General features: G+C 61.6%; 20 protein-coding genes. 13 read left to right on the forward strand and 7 right to left on the reverse strand.

The window, feature by feature from the left end; genetic code table 11:
* Positions 1-26: 26 nt before the first annotated feature.
* From AKV04_RS20510 to ureG, 10 genes are all read left to right on the forward strand, one after another.
* Complete coding sequence (locus AKV04_RS20510; RefSeq protein WP_054008250.1) at positions 27-1,022, forward strand: LacI family DNA-binding transcriptional regulator; 996 nt, start codon at positions 27-29, stop codon at positions 1,020-1,022.
* A 168-nt stretch (positions 1,023-1,190) separates the two neighbouring features.
* Complete coding sequence (locus AKV04_RS20515; protein WP_054008251.1) at positions 1,191-2,006, forward strand: urease accessory protein UreD; 816 nt, start codon at positions 1,191-1,193, stop codon at positions 2,004-2,006.
* A gap of 9 nt (positions 2,007-2,015) precedes the next feature.
* On the forward strand, positions 2,016-2,318 hold the full coding sequence (locus AKV04_RS20520) for an urease subunit gamma (protein WP_054008252.1): 303 nt from the start codon (positions 2,016-2,018) through the stop codon (positions 2,316-2,318).
* Between the two features lie 9 nt (positions 2,319-2,327).
* Positions 2,328-2,885: a HupE/UreJ family protein gene (locus AKV04_RS20525; protein WP_054008253.1), complete on the forward strand. Its 558-nt coding sequence runs from the start codon at positions 2,328-2,330 to the stop codon at positions 2,883-2,885.
* Between the two features lie 10 nt (positions 2,886-2,895).
* The gene (locus tag AKV04_RS20530) at positions 2,896-3,201 is read left to right on the forward strand and encodes an urease subunit beta (RefSeq protein WP_054008254.1); all 306 of its coding nucleotides are present in this window, start codon (positions 2,896-2,898) and stop codon (positions 3,199-3,201) included.
* Positions 3,201-4,907, forward strand: coding sequence for an urease subunit alpha (gene ureC / locus AKV04_RS20535; protein WP_054008255.1), 1,707 nt, complete (start codon positions 3,201-3,203; stop codon positions 4,905-4,907). Before AKV04_RS20530 ends, ureC begins: the two co-directional genes overlap by 1 nt.
* Before the next feature lie 66 nt (positions 4,908-4,973).
* Positions 4,974-5,621, forward strand: coding sequence for a hypothetical protein (locus AKV04_RS20540; protein WP_054008256.1), 648 nt, complete (start codon positions 4,974-4,976; stop codon positions 5,619-5,621).
* Between the two features lie 3 nt (positions 5,622-5,624).
* Positions 5,625-6,107, forward strand: a complete 483-nt coding sequence (locus tag AKV04_RS20545; RefSeq protein ID WP_054008257.1) for an urease accessory protein UreE — start codon at positions 5,625-5,627, stop codon at positions 6,105-6,107.
* Positions 6,100-6,741 (forward strand): urease accessory protein UreF, encoded by a 642-nt coding sequence (locus tag AKV04_RS20550; RefSeq protein WP_054008258.1) that lies wholly within the window; start codon positions 6,100-6,102, stop codon positions 6,739-6,741. Before AKV04_RS20545 ends, AKV04_RS20550 begins: the two co-directional genes overlap by 8 nt.
* 26 nt (positions 6,742-6,767) lie before the next feature.
* Complete coding sequence (gene ureG / locus AKV04_RS20555) at positions 6,768-7,388, forward strand: urease accessory protein UreG (protein WP_054008519.1); 621 nt, start codon at positions 6,768-6,770, stop codon at positions 7,386-7,388.
* Positions 7,389-7,437: 49 nt separating this feature from the next.
* Here ureG and AKV04_RS20560 read toward each other — a convergent pair whose 3' ends face one another.
* The 3 genes from AKV04_RS20560 to ade all read right to left on the reverse strand — a co-directional run bounded on the left by AKV04_RS20560 (position 7,438) and on the right by ade (position 11,892).
* The gene (locus AKV04_RS20560; protein ID WP_054008259.1) at positions 7,438-8,208 is read right to left on the reverse strand and encodes a pyrroline-5-carboxylate reductase dimerization domain-containing protein; all 771 of its coding nucleotides are present in this window, start codon (positions 8,206-8,208) and stop codon (positions 7,438-7,440) included.
* A complete protein-coding gene (locus AKV04_RS20565; protein WP_054008260.1) occupies positions 8,205-9,605 on the reverse strand; it encodes an aspartate aminotransferase family protein in 1,401 nt (466 codons plus the stop codon). Before AKV04_RS20565 ends, AKV04_RS20560 begins: the two co-directional genes overlap by 4 nt.
* A 586-nt stretch (positions 9,606-10,191) precedes the next feature.
* On the reverse strand, positions 10,192-11,892 hold the full coding sequence (ade, locus tag AKV04_RS20570) for an adenine deaminase (RefSeq protein WP_054008261.1): 1,701 nt from the start codon (positions 11,890-11,892) through the stop codon (positions 10,192-10,194).
* Positions 11,893-11,978: 86 nt separating this feature from the next.
* Between ade and AKV04_RS20575 the strand changes: the two genes are divergently transcribed.
* The gene (locus AKV04_RS20575; RefSeq protein ID WP_054008262.1) at positions 11,979-12,938 is read left to right on the forward strand and encodes a DMT family transporter; all 960 of its coding nucleotides are present in this window, start codon (positions 11,979-11,981) and stop codon (positions 12,936-12,938) included.
* Positions 12,939-13,060: 122 nt separating this feature from the next.
* Here the strand turns inward: AKV04_RS20575 and AKV04_RS20580 are convergent, their stop codons facing one another.
* From AKV04_RS20580 to AKV04_RS20595, 4 genes are all read right to left on the reverse strand, one after another.
* Positions 13,061-13,669 carry a nucleoside triphosphate hydrolase gene (locus AKV04_RS20580; RefSeq protein ID WP_054008263.1) on the reverse strand — a complete coding sequence of 203 codons (609 nt, stop codon included), beginning with the start codon at positions 13,667-13,669 and terminating at the stop codon, positions 13,061-13,063.
* Positions 13,666-14,451 carry an ATP-binding cassette domain-containing protein gene (locus AKV04_RS20585; protein ID WP_054008520.1) on the reverse strand — a complete coding sequence of 262 codons (786 nt, stop codon included), beginning with the start codon at positions 14,449-14,451 and terminating at the stop codon, positions 13,666-13,668. The genes AKV04_RS20580 and AKV04_RS20585 overlap by 4 nt, the downstream gene beginning before the upstream one ends.
* Positions 14,448-15,527, reverse strand: a complete 1,080-nt coding sequence (locus AKV04_RS20590; RefSeq protein WP_054008264.1) for an ABC transporter permease — start codon at positions 15,525-15,527, stop codon at positions 14,448-14,450. Before AKV04_RS20590 ends, AKV04_RS20585 begins: the two co-directional genes overlap by 4 nt.
* Positions 15,528-15,650: 123 nt before the next feature.
* A complete protein-coding gene (locus AKV04_RS20595) occupies positions 15,651-16,664 on the reverse strand; it encodes a substrate-binding domain-containing protein (RefSeq protein WP_054008265.1) in 1,014 nt (337 codons plus the stop codon).
* Between the two features lie 230 nt (positions 16,665-16,894).
* Here AKV04_RS20595 and AKV04_RS20600 point away from each other — a divergent pair, with 230 nt between their 5' ends.
* Both AKV04_RS20600 and AKV04_RS20605 read left to right on the forward strand, forming a co-directional pair.
* Positions 16,895-17,320, forward strand: coding sequence for an RbsD/FucU family protein (locus AKV04_RS20600; protein WP_054008521.1), 426 nt, complete (start codon positions 16,895-16,897; stop codon positions 17,318-17,320).
* An 8-nt stretch (positions 17,321-17,328) separates the two neighbouring features.
* The gene (locus AKV04_RS20605) at positions 17,329-18,552 is read left to right on the forward strand and encodes an ROK family transcriptional regulator (protein ID WP_054008266.1); all 1,224 of its coding nucleotides are present in this window, start codon (positions 17,329-17,331) and stop codon (positions 18,550-18,552) included.
* The last annotated feature ends 203 nt before the right edge of the window (positions 18,553-18,755 follow it).

The raw sequence follows: 18,755 nt of genomic DNA on the forward strand, positions 1-18,755 counted from the left end.
ATTCGACAGCGGGGCACCCACGGCCTATGACCAGTATTCGCGACATCGCCAAACTGGCCGGGGCCTCGGTGACCACGGTGTCGCGGGTGATCAACAACAGCGGCTATGTCAGTGCAGCAACGCGGGCGCGGGTCGAGCAGGCGATTGCGGCTTTGGCCTTCACCCCCAACGCCAACGCCCGGCGGATGCGCAGCGGCAACAGCCTGATGGTGGGGGTGGTTTTGCCCGCGCTGGATGTGCCGTTCTTTGGCATCCTGGCGCATGTGATCGAGCAGGAATTGTTCCGGCGCGGGCTGCAAGCGCTAATCTGCTGCACCAATGAAAGCCCGGATCAAGAAGCGCGCTACATCTCGATGCTGCTGTCGCAGCAGGTCGATGGCGTGCTGGCCGCCAGTGTGCTGGAAGACAGCACGCAGTATCAGCGCTTGGTCGATGCCGGGATTCCGATTGTGGCAATTGACCGGGCTTTGCCGGGGCTGGCTGCGGTCAGTGTGGCCGCAGATCATCTCACCGGGGGCCGGATGATGGCCGAGCATTTGCTCGGTCTGGGGCATCGCCGCTTTGCGGTGATCGGCGCGCCGCAGCACAGCCCGCCGGTGCAAGCGCGGGTGCAGGGCGCGACAGAGCGGCTGGCCGAGGCTGGCTTGGCGGCGCAGGTGGTGTTGGGGTCCGCGCATGATTTCGATGCCTGCCGGGAATTGGCGCTGGGAATCTTGGGCAGCAGCGTGGATCATCGGCCGACAGCAGTGATTGGCACCACCGATATTGCGGCGATTGGCGCGATTCATGCGGCGATTGGCTTGGGGCTGGTGGTGCCGGATGATGTCTCGGTAATCGGGTTCGATGACCTGCCAGAAGCGCGCTATGTCCTGCCGGCTTTGACCACGGTGGCGCAACCGTTTCGGCAGATTGGCGTGCAGGCGGTGGCGCAGTTGGCGGCGCGGATCGCGGGGGATGTGGTCGAGCTGGCGGCTTTGCCGCTGCGGTTGGTGGTGCGCGACACGACGGCACCGCCGCGGTAGGGCGGCCTTGCATGGGGCAGAAGGCCTTGGCAAACCGCCCAGTATTTGCGCTTCATGGTTATATTTTAGGCAATCCGGGATGTAGATGCGCGGCGTTGCCGCACATCTACGGCCAGCACATTTTCGCGGCCCTGACGCAGTGCTGTAGTCGGGATCGAGGAGACTCCGATGCTCGCGACCCCGGCCACCCCAATGCAGCGCAGCCATGGCTCGGCTTTCGCCAGCTTTCGCTGTCTGGATGGCCGCGCGCGGCTGCTGGATCTGGCGCAAAGCGGCTCGGCCAAGGCGATGCTGCCGCGGGTGTCGGGCGTGCCGGAAGTGGTGTTTCTGAACACTTCGGGCGGGCTGACCGATGGCGATGTGTTGTCGTATCGGCTGGATTTGGCGGCGGGCTGTCGGGTGACAGGCACGACGCAGACCGCCGAGCGGGTCTATGCCAGCCGGGGCGCTGCGGCGCGGGCAGTGGTGAGTGCGACGGTGGGCGCGGGCGGGCATCTCGACTGGCTGCCGCAAGAGACGATCTTGTTTGAGGCCAGTCACTTGGCGCGGGATACGCAGGTCGATCTGGCGGCGGACGCCAGTTGTTTGCTGAGCGAAACCGTGATCCTCGGGCGTCATGCGATGGGGGAAACCTTGGCAGATGCGCGGCTGACCGATGCGCGGATGGTGCGGCGGATGGGCCGTCCGGTTTGGGCCGAGACGGTGCGGATTGAACCTGCGGTTTTGGCTGACGCCAGTGCGGCCCTATTGGGCCAAGCGCGCGGTTTTGCGGTGATCGCGCTGATCGCGCAGGGGGCCGAGGATGCGTTGCCGCGTCTGCGCGCCGCCTTGACCCATCCGGGCTGTGAGGCTGCGGCTTCGGCTTGGGATGGCAAATGTATCGCCCGAATTGTGGCCCGCGATGGCTGGCCTCTGAGACAACAAATAGCCCAAGCGCTGGCGGCTTTGCGGATGGGTCCGCTGCCGCGTGTTTGGCAGATCTAGGAGTATGCGATGAACCTGACCCCGCGAGAGCGTGAGAAACTGCTGATCTCGGTCGCCGCTATGGTGGCTAGGGGCCGTCTGGCGCGCGGTGTGAAGCTGAACCACCCCGAAGCGGTGGCGCTGATCACCGATTTCGTCGTCGAAGGCGCGCGGGATGGCCGCACGGTGGCCGATCTGATGCAGGCCGGGGCGCATGTGATCACCGCCGATCAGTGCATGGATGGTATCCCGACGATGATCCATTCCGTGCAGGTCGAGGCGACCTTTCCCGATGGCACCAAGCTGGTGACCGTCCACCACCCCATTCGATAAGAGGCTGATATGAAACGCATTCTGACTGCGCTGCCGCTGTTGCTTGCCCCCTCTGTCGCCCTCGCGCATCCGGGGCATGGCTTTGGGCTTCACGCCGGATTCCTGCACCCGTTCACCGGAACCGATCACCTGCTGGTGATGGCGGGCGTTGGCCTTTGGGCAGCGATCTTGGGCGGGCGGGCGCGTTGGGCGCTGCCTGCGGGGTTTCTTGGCGCGATGGCTTTGGGCGGTGCCTTTGCAATGAACCTTGGTCTAGGTGCCGCGGCACAAGCGGTGGAACCTGCGATCATCGCCTCGGTGATCCTGCTGGGCGCTGTGGTGGCGTTGACCCTGCGCGCTTCGTTGGCAATCGCCCTGCCGTTGGTCGCCCTGTTCGGCCTCGCCCATGGGGCTGCGCATGGGGCGGAAATGGTCGGCAATGGGCTGGCCTTCGGTGCAGCGATGTTGACCGCAACGGCGATGTTGCATGGCGCGGGTTTGGCCTTGGGTCTGGCGCTGAACGGGCGGATTGCCCGCGCCTTGGGTGGCGCAACTGCACTGGCGGGCCTCGCGCTCGCCTTCGCATAAGGGAGCCGCGATGATCCCCGGAGAAGTCTTCCCCGCCGCAGGCACGATTGAACTCAACGCAGGCCAGCCCAGCATCACCCTGATGGTCGCCAACACCGGGGATCGTCCGGTGCAGGTAGGCTCCCACTACCACTTCGCCGAAACCAACCCCGGCCTGAGTTTCGACCGCACCGCCGCACGCGGCATGCGCCTCGACATCGCCGCAGGCACCGCCGTTCGGTTTGAGCCGGGGCAAAGCCGCGAAGTCCGCCTCACCCCCTATGGCGGCCTGCGCCGGGTGTTCGGCTTCAACGCTGCCGTGATGGGAGACCTATAATGGCCACACGCATCGCCCACGCCGATTATGCTGCCATGTATGGGCCGACCACCGGGGATCGCATCCGGCTGGGTGATACTGATCTGATCATCGAGGTAGAGCGTGATCTGACCACCTATGGTGAGGAGGTCAAATTCGGCGGCGGTAAGGTGATCCGCGATGGCATGGGGCAAAGCCAGATCCCACGCGCAGGCGGGGCGGTCGATACCGTGATCACCAATGCGCTGATCCTTGATCACTCCGGCATCTACAAAGCCGACGTCGGCCTGCGCGATGGCCTGATCCACAAGATCGGCAAGGCAGGCAACCCGGATACCCAATCGGGCGTCGATATCATCATCGGCCCGTCGACCGAGATCATCGCCGGAGAGGGCCGTATCCTGACACCCGGCGGCATGGATGCGCATATCCATTTCATCTGCCCGCAGCAGGCCGAGGATGCGCTACATTCCGGCGTCACCACCCTGTTCGGTGGCGGCACTGGCCCTGCGCATGGCACTTCGGCCACCACCTGCACCCCCGGCCCGTGGCATATCGGGCGGATGCTGATGGCGCTGGACTATATCCCGATGAACTTCGGGATTTCCGGCAAGGGCAATGCCTCGCAACCCGCTGGCCTGATCGAAATGGTCAAGGCAGGGGCAAGCGCCCTGAAGCTGCACGAAGACTGGGGCACCACCCCTGCCGCCATCGACTGCTGCCTTTCGGTCGCAGACGATATGGACGTGCAGGTGATGATCCACACCGACACGCTGAACGAATCCGGCTTTGTCGAGAACACCTTGGCGGCGATCAAGGGCCGCACCATTCACGCCTTTCACACCGAAGGCGCGGGCGGCGGCCATGCCCCGGATATCCTGCGGGTGGTTGGTCACGCCAACATCATCCCGTCCTCGACCAACCCGACGATGCCCTACACCCGCAACACGGTGGAGGAACATCTGGATATGCTGATGGTCTGCCATCATCTGGATAAATCCATCCCCGAAGATGTCGCCTTCGCCGAATCCCGCATCCGGCGCGAGACGATTGCAGCCGAAGACATCCTGCACGACATGGGCGCGCTGTCGATCCTGTCGTCGGACAGCCAAGCCATGGGCCGGATTGGTGAGGTGATCATCCGTACTTGGCAAACTGCACACAAGATGAAGCTGCAGCGCGGTCGGCTCTCGGACGAAACCGGGCAGAACGATAACATTCGCGCCCGCCGCTATGTCGCGAAATACACCATCAACCCGGCTATTGCGCACGGGATTTCCGCCCATATCGGCAGCATTTCCGAGGGCAAACGCGCCGATCTGGTGCTGTGGAACCCGGCGTTTTTCGGCGCAAAACCCGAGATGGTGCTGATGGGCGGCATGATCGCCGTGGCGCAGATGGGCGACCCCAACGGCTCGATCCCGGTGCAGCCGATGTATTCCCGCCCGATGTTCGGCGCTTTGGGCCGTGCGATGCAGGCCAGCACCGCGACATTCGTCAGCCAAGCCGCCTTGGCCGATGACGTCGGCGGCAAATTGGGCCTCGGCAAGACCATTCTGGCGGTGAAAAACACCCGCACCATCGGCAAGGCAGATATGATCCTGAACCACGCCCGCCCCGAGATCACCGTCAACCCGGAAACCTACGAAGTCCGCGCCGATGGCGAGTTGCTGACCTGCGAGCCCGCCAGCGAACTGCCGCTGGCGCAGCGCTATTTCCTGTTTTAACGGTTTTGGGATGAGGCATCTTCGCCCAACGCAGTATAACAGCCTCAGATCAATAGTGAGGTTGGCATGCTGACCCTGACCCGCGCGCTTGCGCTTTGCCTTTGCCTGTCCAGCCCCGCGCTGGCCGAATGTGTGACGCCCGCAAGCCTTGCCAATGGTGTAAGCTTCACGCGTCAGGATGGCCGCCAAGGCCTTATCCGCACCGAAGGCAAGCGCTTTACCATTGATTACGCTGTAAATTCCAACACCGCTTGGCAGGATAAGCGCGAGTCGTGGCTGGGGATTTACGATGCCGAATGGACATGGGTGCCGACCGACACCTATCAGGCCGAGGGTGGCCCCGGTGGGACGTACAGCTATAGATTCGCCACCCAACCACCGATGCCTGCCGCCGGAACCACATGGGACACCACCGTGACCGAGCGTGGCGCGCAGGCAGTGCGCTTCAAACTTGGCCCCGTCGCGATTTCGCAGCGCGACCGCACCAGCTACACCGTCAACTATCGCTTCATGGCGGAAACCACCGCCAAGCTGTCGGGTTGCACCTACCGCGTGCAAACCGTCGAGGCGGTGTTTCGCAACAAAACCACCGACCTGACCCGCCGTTGGGTCTTCTTTCCCGATCTCGGCTTCGGTCTGGAAACTCAAGTGGTTGACCGCAAGGGCGACGCCAGCCGCGACCTTGGTCTGACCTCCCTCGCCCCGAAAGGCTAACCCATGCTGCCCGCCCGATCCCTCCTGCGAAATGCCTCTGCGGGCGCGATAGATCGGGTGGTCCTGTCCTATGACGAACGCTTCCTGCGCCGCAAACGGCTGACTTGCGAAAGTGGTGCCAGTTTCATGGTAGATCTGGCCGAGACGATTTCGGTAGAAGATGGCGATGCCTTCCTGCTCGACGATGGCCGCAAGGTCGCGGTGGTGGCGGCAGAGGAACCCGTGGTGCAGGTGACGGGCAATCTGGCGCGGCTGGCGTGGCATATCGGCAACCGCCACACGCCCTGTCAGGTGATGGGCGACCATCTGGTGATCCGCCGCGATCCGGTGATCGAATCGATGCTGAAGGGGCTTGGCGCGACGCTCACCCTGCACATCGCCGCCTTCCGCCCCGAAGGCGGCGCTTATGGCCATGGCCGCACCATGGGCCATGATCACGGCCCCGCAGGCCATTTCGCACTGAACTTTGGTGGTGCACATGGCTGACGCAACCGACCGCCTCCGCCTTGTGCAATGGCTCTCGCCCGCCTTCCCGATCGGTGCTTTCGCCTATTCGCAAGGGCTTGAGGTGGCGATCAGCGACGGCGACATCACAACCGCCGCCGATCTGGAATCATGGATCGCCGCCATCCTGCGCCACGGATCCGGTCGCATTGACGCGATCTTATTGGCCCATGCCCGCAAACCGGGTGCCGATCTGGCGGGCCTCACCGATCTGATCCTCGCCCTCGCCCCCAGTGCGGAACGCGTCACCGAATTGCGCGAGCAAGGCAAAGCCTTTGCCCTTGCCATCAGCGCCATCACCGGAGCCGATCACCCCGCCCGCCCCTATCCGATTGCCGTGGGGGCCGCCACCGCCGACCTAAACGTCACCACCACAGAAACCCTCACCCTCTGGCTGCAGGGCTTGGCCGCCCAACTGACCTCTGCCGCCGTGCGCTTCGTGCCTCTGGGCCAGACCGATGGGCAAAAGGTGCTGGCAAAACTCGCCCCCCGCATCACGGCGCTGGCCGCCGAATACGCCGAAGCGCCGCTCTCGGCGCTGCACTCCAGCGCAATCCGCGCCGATATCGCCGCGATGCGTCACGAAACCTTGCCCGTGCGAATTTTCCGCACATGACCCTAATATCTCAGGATTTTTCGCAGATGAGCAACCCCAACGGTCCCCTGCGCGTCGGCATCGGCGGCCCCGTCGGTGCGGGCAAGACCACCCTCACCGAACATCTCTGCCGCGCTTTGGCGAAACGCTGCTCAATGGCCGCGATCACCAATGACATCTACACCCGCGAGGATGCCGATTACCTGACCCGCGCCCAAGTCCTCCCCGCCAGCCGCATAAGGGGCGTCGAAACCGGCGGCTGCCCGCACACCGCGATCCGCGAGGATGCCAGCATTAACCTTGCCGCCATTGCCGACTTGCGCCAGAATTTCCCCGACCTCGATCTGATCCTGATCGAATCGGGCGGTGATAACCTCGCCGCCACCTTCAGCCCAGAACTCGCCGATATCACCATTTACGTCATCGACACCGCCGCTGGGCAGGATATTCCCCGCAAACGTGGCCCCGGCGTGACAAGGTCCGATCTGCTGGTGGTCAACAAAACCGACCTCGCCCCCTATGTCGGCGTAGACCTTGCCCTGCTGGAATCCGACACAAAAACCGTCCGCGCCCATCGCCCCTATGTCCTCGCACAACTGCGCAACGGCAAAGGCATCACAGACGTGGTGGCCTTTTTAGAACGCGAAGGTGGCCTCATCCTAACCTAACTTGCCCCGCGTTGCTCTTTTTCAAATACGCATCTTTCAGCGCTTCACCCTAACCCCGACCCGGCACCATCCGCGAAAGCACACCGTCCATCGCTTCATCCCATGCCGCCAAAGCCCCGCGCGCCTCTAGCACGCCCACCAACTGCTCAGTAATTCCCCCCGGAGTCGTCACCCCCACCGCGATCTCATCCAAGCCCGCGTCGGCCTGCAACAACACCTCGGCATTGCCGCGGAACGTCTCGGCCACCAGCCGCCGCGCGGTCACGGCGTCCAACCCCTGCCGTTCATACCAACGCACCAGATGGCGCAGCAAGAAGATCGACGCGCCCGACATCGCGCCAAACACTGCCGCTGTTTCAAATGCTTGCGGGTCGGCAAAGCGGTGCACCGGACCAAGCAGCGCCAGAAATGCCTCCCAGTCATCATCACCCGGATGGATCAACGATGGCCCGGCCGAAAACGCATTGGCAAACCCCGGCATCATCGCACAAAACGCACTCGCCGGGGCCACCGCTGCCTGCAAAGCCGAAATCGACGCCCCCGCCATCGCCGAGCATACCGACTGCCCGTCACGAAACTGTAAGCCCTCCAGCACCGACAGCCCCGTCGCCGCAGGCAGGCAGACCAGTACCATATCGCACTGATCGACCACAGCCTGATTACTTTCCGCCACGCCACAGCGATAGGTTTCCGCCAGCCGCGCCGCCTTGTCTCCGGATCGGGGGCTGAGCACAAACTCCACTCCCCCAGACTCCGCCCTGCTCGCCCCGCGCACCAAATACTCCGCCAGATGCCCGACGCCTAAAAGGCCGATCTTCATGGCATTTCTTCCAAGACCTGCGCGATCGCCGCACTGGTCGCGGAAATATCGGCCTCGGTGTGCACCACCGAAGACAGCGAGTGCAAAGTGGCCGAGGGGTTCATATAGATGCCCTTATCCATCAGCCGCAGCGCGAAATCGCGGAACTTGGCGCGGTCAACATGCCCGCAGAAATCGCGGTAATCGGTCACCTCGTCCAGATCTGTGAAGAAGATCTGGAACATCGAATTCACTCCCTGCACCACGATCTTGTGCCGGTTCGAGTGTTTGGCGACCTTGCGCACCTCATCCGCCATCGCTTTGCCAAGGTTCTTGATGCGGCGAAAGCCCGATTGATCATCGGCCAGCATGGTCTGCAACATCACCTTGGTGACATGCAGCGCCAAACGCCCGGCATTATGGGTGCCAAAATGCAAAACCTTGCCCCATTCGAGGCCCGCCATCACATCGGCCCGCCCGCCGATCATCGCCATCGGCAAACCACCGCCCAAGGCCTTGCCATAGGTGACAATATCGGGCGTCAGGCCATACAACTCCGCACAGCCGCCCGCCGCCAGACGAAACCCCGTCACCGTCTCATCGAGATAAAACAGCGCGCCATGCCGCTGGCACAGCTCTTGCATCCGCATCAGATAGCCGGGTTTCGGTGGGATCACCCCCATGTTCGACATGACGCCTTCGGTGACAACACAAGCCGTCTGCGGCCCATGCAAAGCCATCGCCCGCTCTAACGCCTCGACATCATTCCAGCGCACCACGATGGTATCCGCCTGCGCCTCGGGCGGAATCCCCGAGCTGTCACAAATCCGAATAGGATCATTCGGATGTCCCAAAGCCGCCAGTGGCATCGGGTTGGTGTTCAGCAGAATATTATCCGCCCAGCCGTGATAATGCCCTTCAAACTTGATGATCTTGCGCCGCCCGGTATGGCCGCGCGCCAACCGAAACGCCGCCATACAGGCTTCCGTCCCGGTATTGGCAAAGCGCACCTTATCGACATGCGGCAACATCCCCACAAGGATCTCGGCCACCTCAACCTCGACCTCCAAAGCGGTGGCAAAATGACTGCCCCGCATAATCTCGCGCGTGACAACCTCTACAATCGCCGGATGCGCATGGCCCAAAGGCAAAGCGCCAAACGCCATCATCCAGTCAATATATTCCCGCCCGTCCACGTCATAAAGCCGCGCGCCCGCGCCATGGCTCATATAGCGCGGCGCCCCGCCGAAGGTCGCAGGCCCGCGTGAGGCCGAAGACACCCCCTCGACCAGCACCTTCATGCCGCGCTCAAACAGTGTTTGCGATGTATTGGTCATCTGAAATCCCTCCCAAGTTGCCAAACTATCGCGCGCGAAGCCCGCGCAAAGCAACACCGCCACCGACACAGATCGGTCCATTCTGGCCACTGCAGGATAGATGAGAAAGCCTTGCAAAGCGATTTGGTGCGCAGCACAGTAGCGGCATCTGCAACTGTTATGGATGCGCTCAGAAGATGGCCAACAACCCAGATGTTTGTGAAGCATTCTTCGATGGTAAGTGGAACGTACTGACAGTCAGCGATGCTCTTGCTTTGAACCATCGACCAAATTTCAGATGTATTGAATGTAAAGGTAGGGTGCGCGCTCACAATGAAGCCAACAACGGGATGCGCGCGCATTTTGAACATCGAATTGCACATCCCGGCTGCTCACTCGGCAGCAAATTCAACGGTAGAAAAACACTTCATCCCGATGCTCTAATATAGTGGTGGGCAATGCGTAGCATCCTCAGCCGTTACCTCATTTTTCACCACCACTCGGCACGCACAGCATGGGTTATGAGAGTCGAATCGCGTCATCTCAACTTTCACATCGGCCCAAATACTCCGGGGTCCGGGGCAGCGCCCCGGGGGCTTCAACTGGCGCAAACGTTAAAAATCCGTTAAAGTGTCCACCCCAAACCACTGTTATCAAACAACAATAAAAGGTCCCGAGTTGGGACCTCTCACGGCATCACCTCAAACCGATCCACATCGACCATGCCATGATCGGTGATCTTCAGGTGCGGGATCACCGGCAGGCACAGGAAAGCCAGCTGCAAGAATGGCTCCTCCAGCGTCACCCCCAACGAGGCCGCCGCCGCCCTGAGGGCCACCAGATCCGCCCGCACCTCTTCAAACGAATTCAAACTCATCAACCCCGCCACAGGCAGCGCCAGTTCGGCCAGCACGCGACCCGCCTCGACCACCACAAACCCGCCCTCAATCTCTCCCAGCCGCCTCACCGCCAGCGCCATGTCCTCATAATCCGCCCCCACCACCGCGATATTGTGGTGGTCGTGGCAGACCGTCGAGCCAATCGCCCCGCGCTGCAAGCCGAATCCCCTCACGAACCCGGTGGCCTTATTCCCATTCACCCCATGCCGCTCAATCACCGCGATCTTCACCAGATCGCGGGCAATGTCGGGCCGCTTGTCGCCATCCTCGGGGGCGATATCAAAGGTCAGATGCTCGGTGATGATTTTACCCGGCAGGATGCCAATCACCGGCGTTTCGACCCGGTTGCCGCCAGTGCGGAAGTGATGCGCCTCGATCTTGGGGGCTTTGACGGAATGGCGTGCAACCTCGGGGATCAACTGCCGCGCCGCAAAAGCCGCGTCGGTAATCTCAACCCCGCCGGTAAACACCCGCGCCACCTGACACCTTTCCAGACTGTCGATCACCGCAATATCCGCCCGCTTGCCCGGTGCGATCAGACCACGATCTTTCAAGCCGAACGCCTCTGCCGCCGACAACGAAGCCGCGCGATAGACCGCCAAAGGTGGCGCACCCAAAGCAATCGCAGTGCGGATCAGGTAATCGAGATGGCCGTACTCACCAATGTCGAGGGGGTTGCGATCATCGGTGCAGAAACACAAATACGACGCGTGGCGCTCGGTCAAAAGGCCCACCAGCGCGTGCAAATCCTTCGACACCGAACCTTCGCGGATCAGCACCCGCATCCCCTTGCGCAGTTTCTCCAAACCCTCGCCATACGAAGTTGCCTCGTGCTCTGTCCTGATCCCCGCCGCGATATAGCCGTTCAGATCGTTTCCCTGCAGCAGGGGGGCGTGGCCGTCGATATGCCGCCCTTTGAACGCCTCCAGCTTCGCCATACAGCCGGGGTCTTTGAACAGCACACCTGGATAGTTCATAAATTCCGCCAACCCGATCACCCGGGGATGGTGCATCAGCGGCACCAGATCGGCCGCCTCCAGCCGCGCGCCTGTCGTCTCCATATGGGTCGAGGGCACGCAGGAGGACAGGTTGACGCGGATGTCCATCAGGGTGCAGGACGAGGCTTCGAGGAAATAGTTGATCCCGGTCAGACCGCAGACATTGGCGATTTCGTGCGGGTCACAGATGGCAGTGGTGACGCCATGCGGCGATACGCAACGGTCGAATTCAAACGGCGTCACCAATGAGGATTCGATGTGCAGATGGGTGTCGATGAACCCCGGCACCAATACCTTGCCCGACACGTCAATCTCGACCTTGCCTGTGTAGTCGCCAAACACCCCGACGATGCAATCGCCGCAGATCGCCACGTCGGATGGCACCAACTCGCCACTGATCAGATCATAGACGAGGCCGCCTTTCAGCACGATGTCGGCGGGCACAATCCCGCGGCCCTGATCAATTCGCGCAGATAGAGGTGCTTTCGGCATGGTAATCTCCTTTTGAATAGGGAAGCTTATGCCACAGGCTTCGTCCAGTGCGGAATTGCTGGAAAGTCCTTCATGCCGAGGTTGTCATGCAAGAGCCCACCCATGCCACAGGTCATCCGCCTGCCCGCCCTCTGCGCGGTATTTCCCTGAAGCTGGCCTCGGTGGTGGTGTTCATCCTGATGTCGTCGCTGATCAAGGTGACAGCGCAGCATGTGCCGCCGGGGCAGACGGTGTTCTTCCGGTCGTTCTTTGCGATTCCGGTGATCGTGGGCTGGCTGGCGATGCGCGGCGAGTTGGCGACCGGGTTTCGCGCGCATAATCTGTTTGGCCATTTCTGGCGCGGGTTGATGGGGACGATGGCGATGGGGTTGGGGTTTGCGGGCCTTGCCTATCTGCCACTGCCAGAAGTGACGGCGATTGGCTATGCCTCGCCGTTGCTGGTGGTGGTGTTCGCCGCGATGTTTCTGGGCGAGGATGTGCGGTTGTTCCGCATTGCCTCGGTCGCCTTGGGGCTGGCCGGGGTGATGGTGGTTTTGTCGCCGCGCTTGACGATCGTGTCGGGTGATGCGGCGTCCACGCGCGAGGCGTTTGGGGCGATGCTGGTGCTGTGCGGCGCGTTTTGCGCGGCTTTGGCGCAGGTGTTTGTGCGCAAGCTGGTGCATAATGAAAAGACCGCCGCGATTGTGTTTTACTTTTCGCTGACGTCAACCTTGCTGTCGCTGACCACGCTGCCGTTTGGCTGGGTGGTGCCGACGCCGTTGGAGACCGCGCTACTGGTGTCTTGTGGGCTGCTGGGCGGGGTCGGGCAGATTTTGCTGACCTCAAGCTACCGCGAGGCCGATGCGTCTTTGGTCGCACCCTTCGATTATGCCTCAATGCTGTTCGCGCTGCTGATCGGCTATTTTGCCTTTGACGAGGTGCCGACGCGGACCATGCTGATCGGGGCGGGGCTGGTGATCACCGCCGGAATCCTGATCATCTGGCGCGAGCGGAAATTGGGGCTGGAACGCGCCAAGGGCCGTAAAGCGATGACGCCGCAGGGGTGAGGCCCTCGCTTCGAACCGAAAGAAAACTCTGCGGGGCAGAGTTTTCCGGTTCGTCGCATGTAAGGCTGAAAGCCGTCGCGCAAGGGAATTGATCCAGCAAACCGTCGCTTGGTAATCTGGCCTTAAACTCCGTTGATCACCAAATCCGCAGCCCGGCTGTTCTGCGTCACGCGGCGGATATTGGGCAAGTCGTTGCTGTCGATCCATGCGCGGGCTTCCGCAGGAGTTTTGCCATAATGCGCCCAGCGGGTTTGCAGGCGGCGGTCGAGTTCAGCCTCGGGCACGTCGATCCACACCGTCAGATCGAACAGCGGGGCGGCCTCGGGCCAAGGGGTCTCGTTCAGCAAAAGGTAGTTGCCTTCGACCACCAGCAGGCGATCTGTGGCGGTGACAATGTCGGCCCCAGCGCGGGAGATTTCGAGGTCACGGTCAAAGAGCGGGATCGCCACTTCCTCCTCGACCCGCAGGCGTTTCAGCAGATGGAAGAAGCCCTGCGCGTCGAATGTATCGGGCGCGCCTTTGCGATCTCGCGCGCCTCGGGCCAGCAACACAGCGTCATCGTAGTGAAAGCCATCCATCGGTACGGCTTTTGCACCCTGCCCCAAGGCGGCCACCAATTCCGCCGCCAAGGTGGATTTGCCCGCGCCCGGCGGGCCAGCAAGGGCGGTCAGAAACCGCCCTTTGCCTTGGGCCTTAGCCCGGATGATTTCGGCAAGCTCAACCGGAGTCATGCCTGTTCCGTCACGCCTTCGGGCAATTTCGCGCCGGTCATGAAAGCCACCGCGTCGGACATCGAATAATCCTTCGGGTTGATCTCGCACAGCCGACGCCCAAGGCGATGGATGTGGATGCGGTCGGCGACCTCGAACACATGCGGCATGTTGTGGCTGATCAGGATGATCGGAATGCCGCGCGCACGCACGTCGCGGATCAGTTCCAACACCCGGCGGCTTTCCTTGACGCCCAAGGCTGCCGTGGGTTCGTCCAAGATCACCACTTTCGAGCCAAACGCCGCAGCCCGCGCCACCGCCACGCCCTGACGCTGACCACCGGACAGAGTCTCCACCGCTTGATGGATGTTCTGAATGGTCATCAGGCCAAGTTCAGACAGCTTGTCTCGGGCGAATTGCTCCATCCGGGGACGGTCCATCTGACGCAAAACCGAGCCCATGAAGCCGGGCTTGCGCCATTCGCGGCCCAGAAACATGTTATCAGCAATCGACAAGGCGGGCGACATCGCAAGGTTCTGATACACCGTCTCGATGCCCTCAGCGCGGGCATCCTCTGGCCCCCGGAAATGCACCGGGCGGCCATCAAGCTCGATCGTGCCGTGGTCAGGCGTCACAGCCCCCGACAACGCCTTGATCAAGGTCGATTTGCCCGCGCCGTTGTCGCCGATCACTGCGACGATCTCGCCTGCGTTCAGGTCGAAATCGGCACCGTTCATCGCCACAACCGTGCCATAGCGTTTCATCAACCCGCGTGCGCGCAGGATAGGAGTACCCGTGGTCATTGCGAAGCCCTCCGCAGCCATTGATCCAAAGCAACGGCGATGATCACAAGGCAACCCGCCGCGAACATCTGCCAGTAGTCGTCCACCCCTGCCAGCGACAGGCCAGTGTTGAACACGCCCACAATGAACGCCCCGAGCACCGAGCCGATGATCGAGCCGCGCCCGCCGAACAACGACGTTCCACCAATCACCACAGCGGTAATTGACCCAAGGTTCACCGTGTCAAATGCGATCGGCGAAACCGACCCCACGCGACCAATCGCGATCCAGGCCGCGAAGCCGCAGATCAGGCCCGCCACGGCATAGACCGAAATCAGCGTGTTGCTGACCTTGATCCCAGACAACATCGCCGCATCCGGATCATCGCCAATCGCATGAACGTGACGGCCCCAAGATGTCTGGTTCAGCACATACCACAGCACTGCCGCCAGCAAAATCAAGGTGATACCACCGTAAGAGATCGAGGCCCCGCCCATGTTAAAGCCCTTGCCGAACCACAGTAGCGGCGCGGCTTTAGCCTCAATATCCACGTTACGGATTGATTCAGACTGCGAATACCACAGCTTCAGCGCGTTGAAGATTGATAGCGTGCCCAAAGTGACGATGAACGGCGGTAGTTTGATTTTGGCCACCAGCACGCCATTGATAAAGCCCATCAGCCCACCAAAGAACAACCCGATCAGGATCGCCAGTCCGACTGGCAAGCCGGTGACCACCGCGAGGTTGCCCATGATCAGCGAGCAAACCACAAGAATCGCGCCGACCGACAGATCAATTCCCGCCGTCAGGATCACCAGCGTCTGCGCCAATGCGACAAAGCCCGTGACCGTGACCTGTTTCAACACGGTCGACAAAGCCCCGATGCCCAAGAAGCGCGGCGCGATGATGCCAAAGCAGATCACCGAGATCAGCAGCACAAGCGCCGGGATCATCGTCGGGTAGTTGCGCAGATATCCGCGCAACACTGGAATGAAAGATTTATCGTCGCGCTCAAAGGCCGCGACCGCCGTATCGGCTTTGGTCAGCGTCGCCTCAAAGTCGGAAATGGTTTTGGTTGGTGCTGCATCTGTGCTCATCGCTTCGGCTTCCCCTCCGGTGATGATCCTCGAAACCCATAGCGTCAGGTTTCGCTTATGAAGAAGGGCGACTGTAAAGCCGCCCTTCTGTTAATCAAGCCACTTGATCAAGCGGCCTTGGGCTTAGCCCCAGCAGAGCTCGGTGCCTTTGGTGCTGTCGATCGACTCGACACCAGCGGCGGGCTTGTCAGTGACAAGGTTCACCCCGGTGTTGAAGAAGGTCAGCCCCTCGGTTGCCGTCGGCTTGGTGCCGTCTTTGGAGAAAGCCGCGATGGCTTCCACACCCTTGGCCGCCATCAGCAGCGGGTATTGCTGCGAGGTTGCACCGATGGTGCCGCCTTTGACGCTTGCGATGCCGGGGCAACCGCCGTCAACCGAAACAATGATCGCTTGGGCTTCTTTGCCTGCGTTTTTCAGAGCTTGGTAAGCGCCTTCAGCGGCAGGCTCGTTGATGGTGTAGACCACGTTGATATCCGGGTCTTTGGCCAGCAAGGTTTCCATCGCGCGCAGACCGCCTTCTGGGTTCGCGTCCGAGTTTTCATGGCCGATGACGCGCGGATCGGTTTCCGAACCCATCACGGCCAGATCCGGCACTTCAATACCGAAGCCTTTCAGGAAACCGGTGTCGCGCTGCACGTCAACCGAGATGTTGTCTTTGTTGATGTCCAGCATCGCGATCTTGGCGGTGGCAGCACCGTCGCCCATCGTGGCTTTTGCCCATTGACCGATCAGCAGACCGGCTTGGAAGTTGTCGGTGGCGAAGGTCATGTCCTGCGCGTCTTTGTCTGCCAAGGGCGTGTCGAGCGCGATCACCAGAATGCCAGCGGCGCGGGCATCTTTCAGGGCCGGACCAACCGAGTCGTTCGACGGCGTGATCAAGATACCCTTGGCGCCTGCGGCGACACAGTTTTCAATCGCGGTGATCTGCGGGGCAGCGTCGCCGTCTTTCTCACCAGCATAGGCTTGGAAATCCATGCCCGCATCGGCGGCCGCTTTCTCAGCGCCCTTTTTCATCATCACGAAGAAGGGGTTGGTGTTGTTCTTGGTGATCAGGCAAGCCAGATCGGCCGCAGAAGCAGAGCCTGCCATCAGCGCAATAGCAGCAGCACCCAGCAGGGCTTTGGTGGTGAATTTCATTGGTCGTCCTCCCAAGGATTTCGGGGTTTATTCCCCTGTCGAAAGCGTTTCGCCACAGCCTCTCCTGCCCGGCGATGGCGTTACATCGCCTGATTCCCCCCTTACGTCAAGATAAATAAATCAGAGTGATTTATTATTGACAGTACCGCCGCCAAGCCGCAGTCTGCGATCAAATGCGGGCGAAAATGCCCGTGGAATCGTCGATTTTCCTCGGGGGGAGGCTGTCATTCATGCTGATCGGAATCTCTCCTTTGCTGGGGCCAGAGTTGCTGCACACGCTACGGGCAATGGGCCATGGCGATGAAATCGCCTTGGTCGATGGGAATTATCCCGCCGCAGAACACGCCCGCCGCCTGATCCGCGCCGACGGCATCTTGCTGATGCCAATGCTGCGCGCGGTGCTGAAAATCCTGCCGGTAGAAGCCGCGTTTCGCTCCAGCCTGCACAATGATCCCGCCCAGCGCGGGGTGATCCATCATGGTTTAGATGATCTCTGCCACACCTGCGGTCAGCACTTCACCCTAACCCCACTCAGCGGCGATCAGCTTTACCCGCGCATCAAAGCGGCTTATGCCATTGTTGCCACGTCTGAATCCGAACTTTTCGCCAATGTCATCTTGCGCAAGGCAGCCCTGCCTGCCTCTGCCACAGTATAGGTCCAAATATGCCCTCGGGCGCTGATATCCTTCCAGATCGACCAAGCGACGACCTCGGGTTGCGCGGCTCGAACCAATCGGGGATGCGCGACCATAACGAGCGGCTGGTGCTGTCCTTGGTGCGCCAGCAGGGCGGGCTTGCGAAATCCGATATCGCACGCAAAACCGGGCTTTCGGCGCAGACCGTTTCAGTGATCATGCGGGCCCTAGAGCAAGACGGGCTGCTCTTGCGCGGGGCGCCGGTGCGGGGGCGGATCGGCCAACCTTCGGTGCCAATGTTCCTCAACCCCGAGGGCGCGTTCTTTCTGGGGCTGAAGATCGGGCGGCGCTCGGTCGATCTGACGCTGGTGGATTTCATGGGCCGGGTGCGCGCCACCAAACGGCAGATTTACCGCTACCCTTCGCCCAGCGCCGTGGTGGCCTTTGTCGCCCGCAGCTTGCCCGAGGTGGTCGCCACCCTGACAGCACCTGAGCGTGCGCGGGTCAGCGGCATGGGCGTGGCAATGCCGTTTCAACTGTGGTCATGGGTCGAACTGATCGGCGCCCCGAAAGCGGATATGGAAGCATGGCGCCACGCTGACATTCAGGCCGAACTCGCCGCCGTGACGCAGTTGCCGGTTTATGTGCAAAATGATGCGACTTCGGCATGTGGTGCGGAATTGGTGTTCGGCACGGGCGAGCGGCCAAAGGATTTCCTGTATTTCTACTTCGGCTATTTCGTTGGCGGCGGTCTGGTGCTGAACGGCCAGCTGTTCTTAGGCCGCTCTGGGAATGCCGCAGGCGTCGGGCCGATGCCGGTGCCGGGGCGCGATGGCAAGATGGACCGTTTGATTTCCGCCGCCTCAATGTCAACTCTCGCCGCCGCGATGGAAGCCGCCGGGGAGCCCTCGGATCATCTGTTTGAACAGCACGAGCATTGGAATGTCTCGCCGCAGATTCTGTCCGATTGGATGGACCAAGCCGCCTATGGTCTGGCTTGGGCAGCGCTGACCGCTGCCTCGCTGCTGGAGATCGAGGCGGTGATGATCGACGGCTGGATGCCGACCGAGATTCGCGCCGAAATCACCCGCCGCACCCATGCAGCCCTCCACGCGCTGGACCTTGACGGCATCGACCCGCCAGTGATCCGCGAAGGCAGCCTCGGCGCACAGGCGCGTGCCTTGGGGGCCGCCGCGATCCCGCTGTCGCAGCGCTATCTGATCGACCAAAACGCGGCAGGGCGTGAGGGCTAGAGCGTGTTGCGTTCGATCCGCTGAACCCACGCCATTATCTAAAACTTTTCTAAAATTGTCATCCTCTGCGCACAAATATCCCACGGGGGAAGGCCTGATTTGCCACTTTGCAAATCAGGCCGTGGGGGTGTGAAACCCCCATTGCGCCGCCAATCTGCGGCGATCCGTCGGCAAAGCCTACTGCTTTCATCTTGATCCCTTGG

It is taken from the genome of Cypionkella psychrotolerans (assembly GCF_001294535.1).
Taxonomy (GTDB): Bacteria; Pseudomonadota; Alphaproteobacteria; order Rhodobacterales; family Rhodobacteraceae; genus Cypionkella; species Cypionkella psychrotolerans.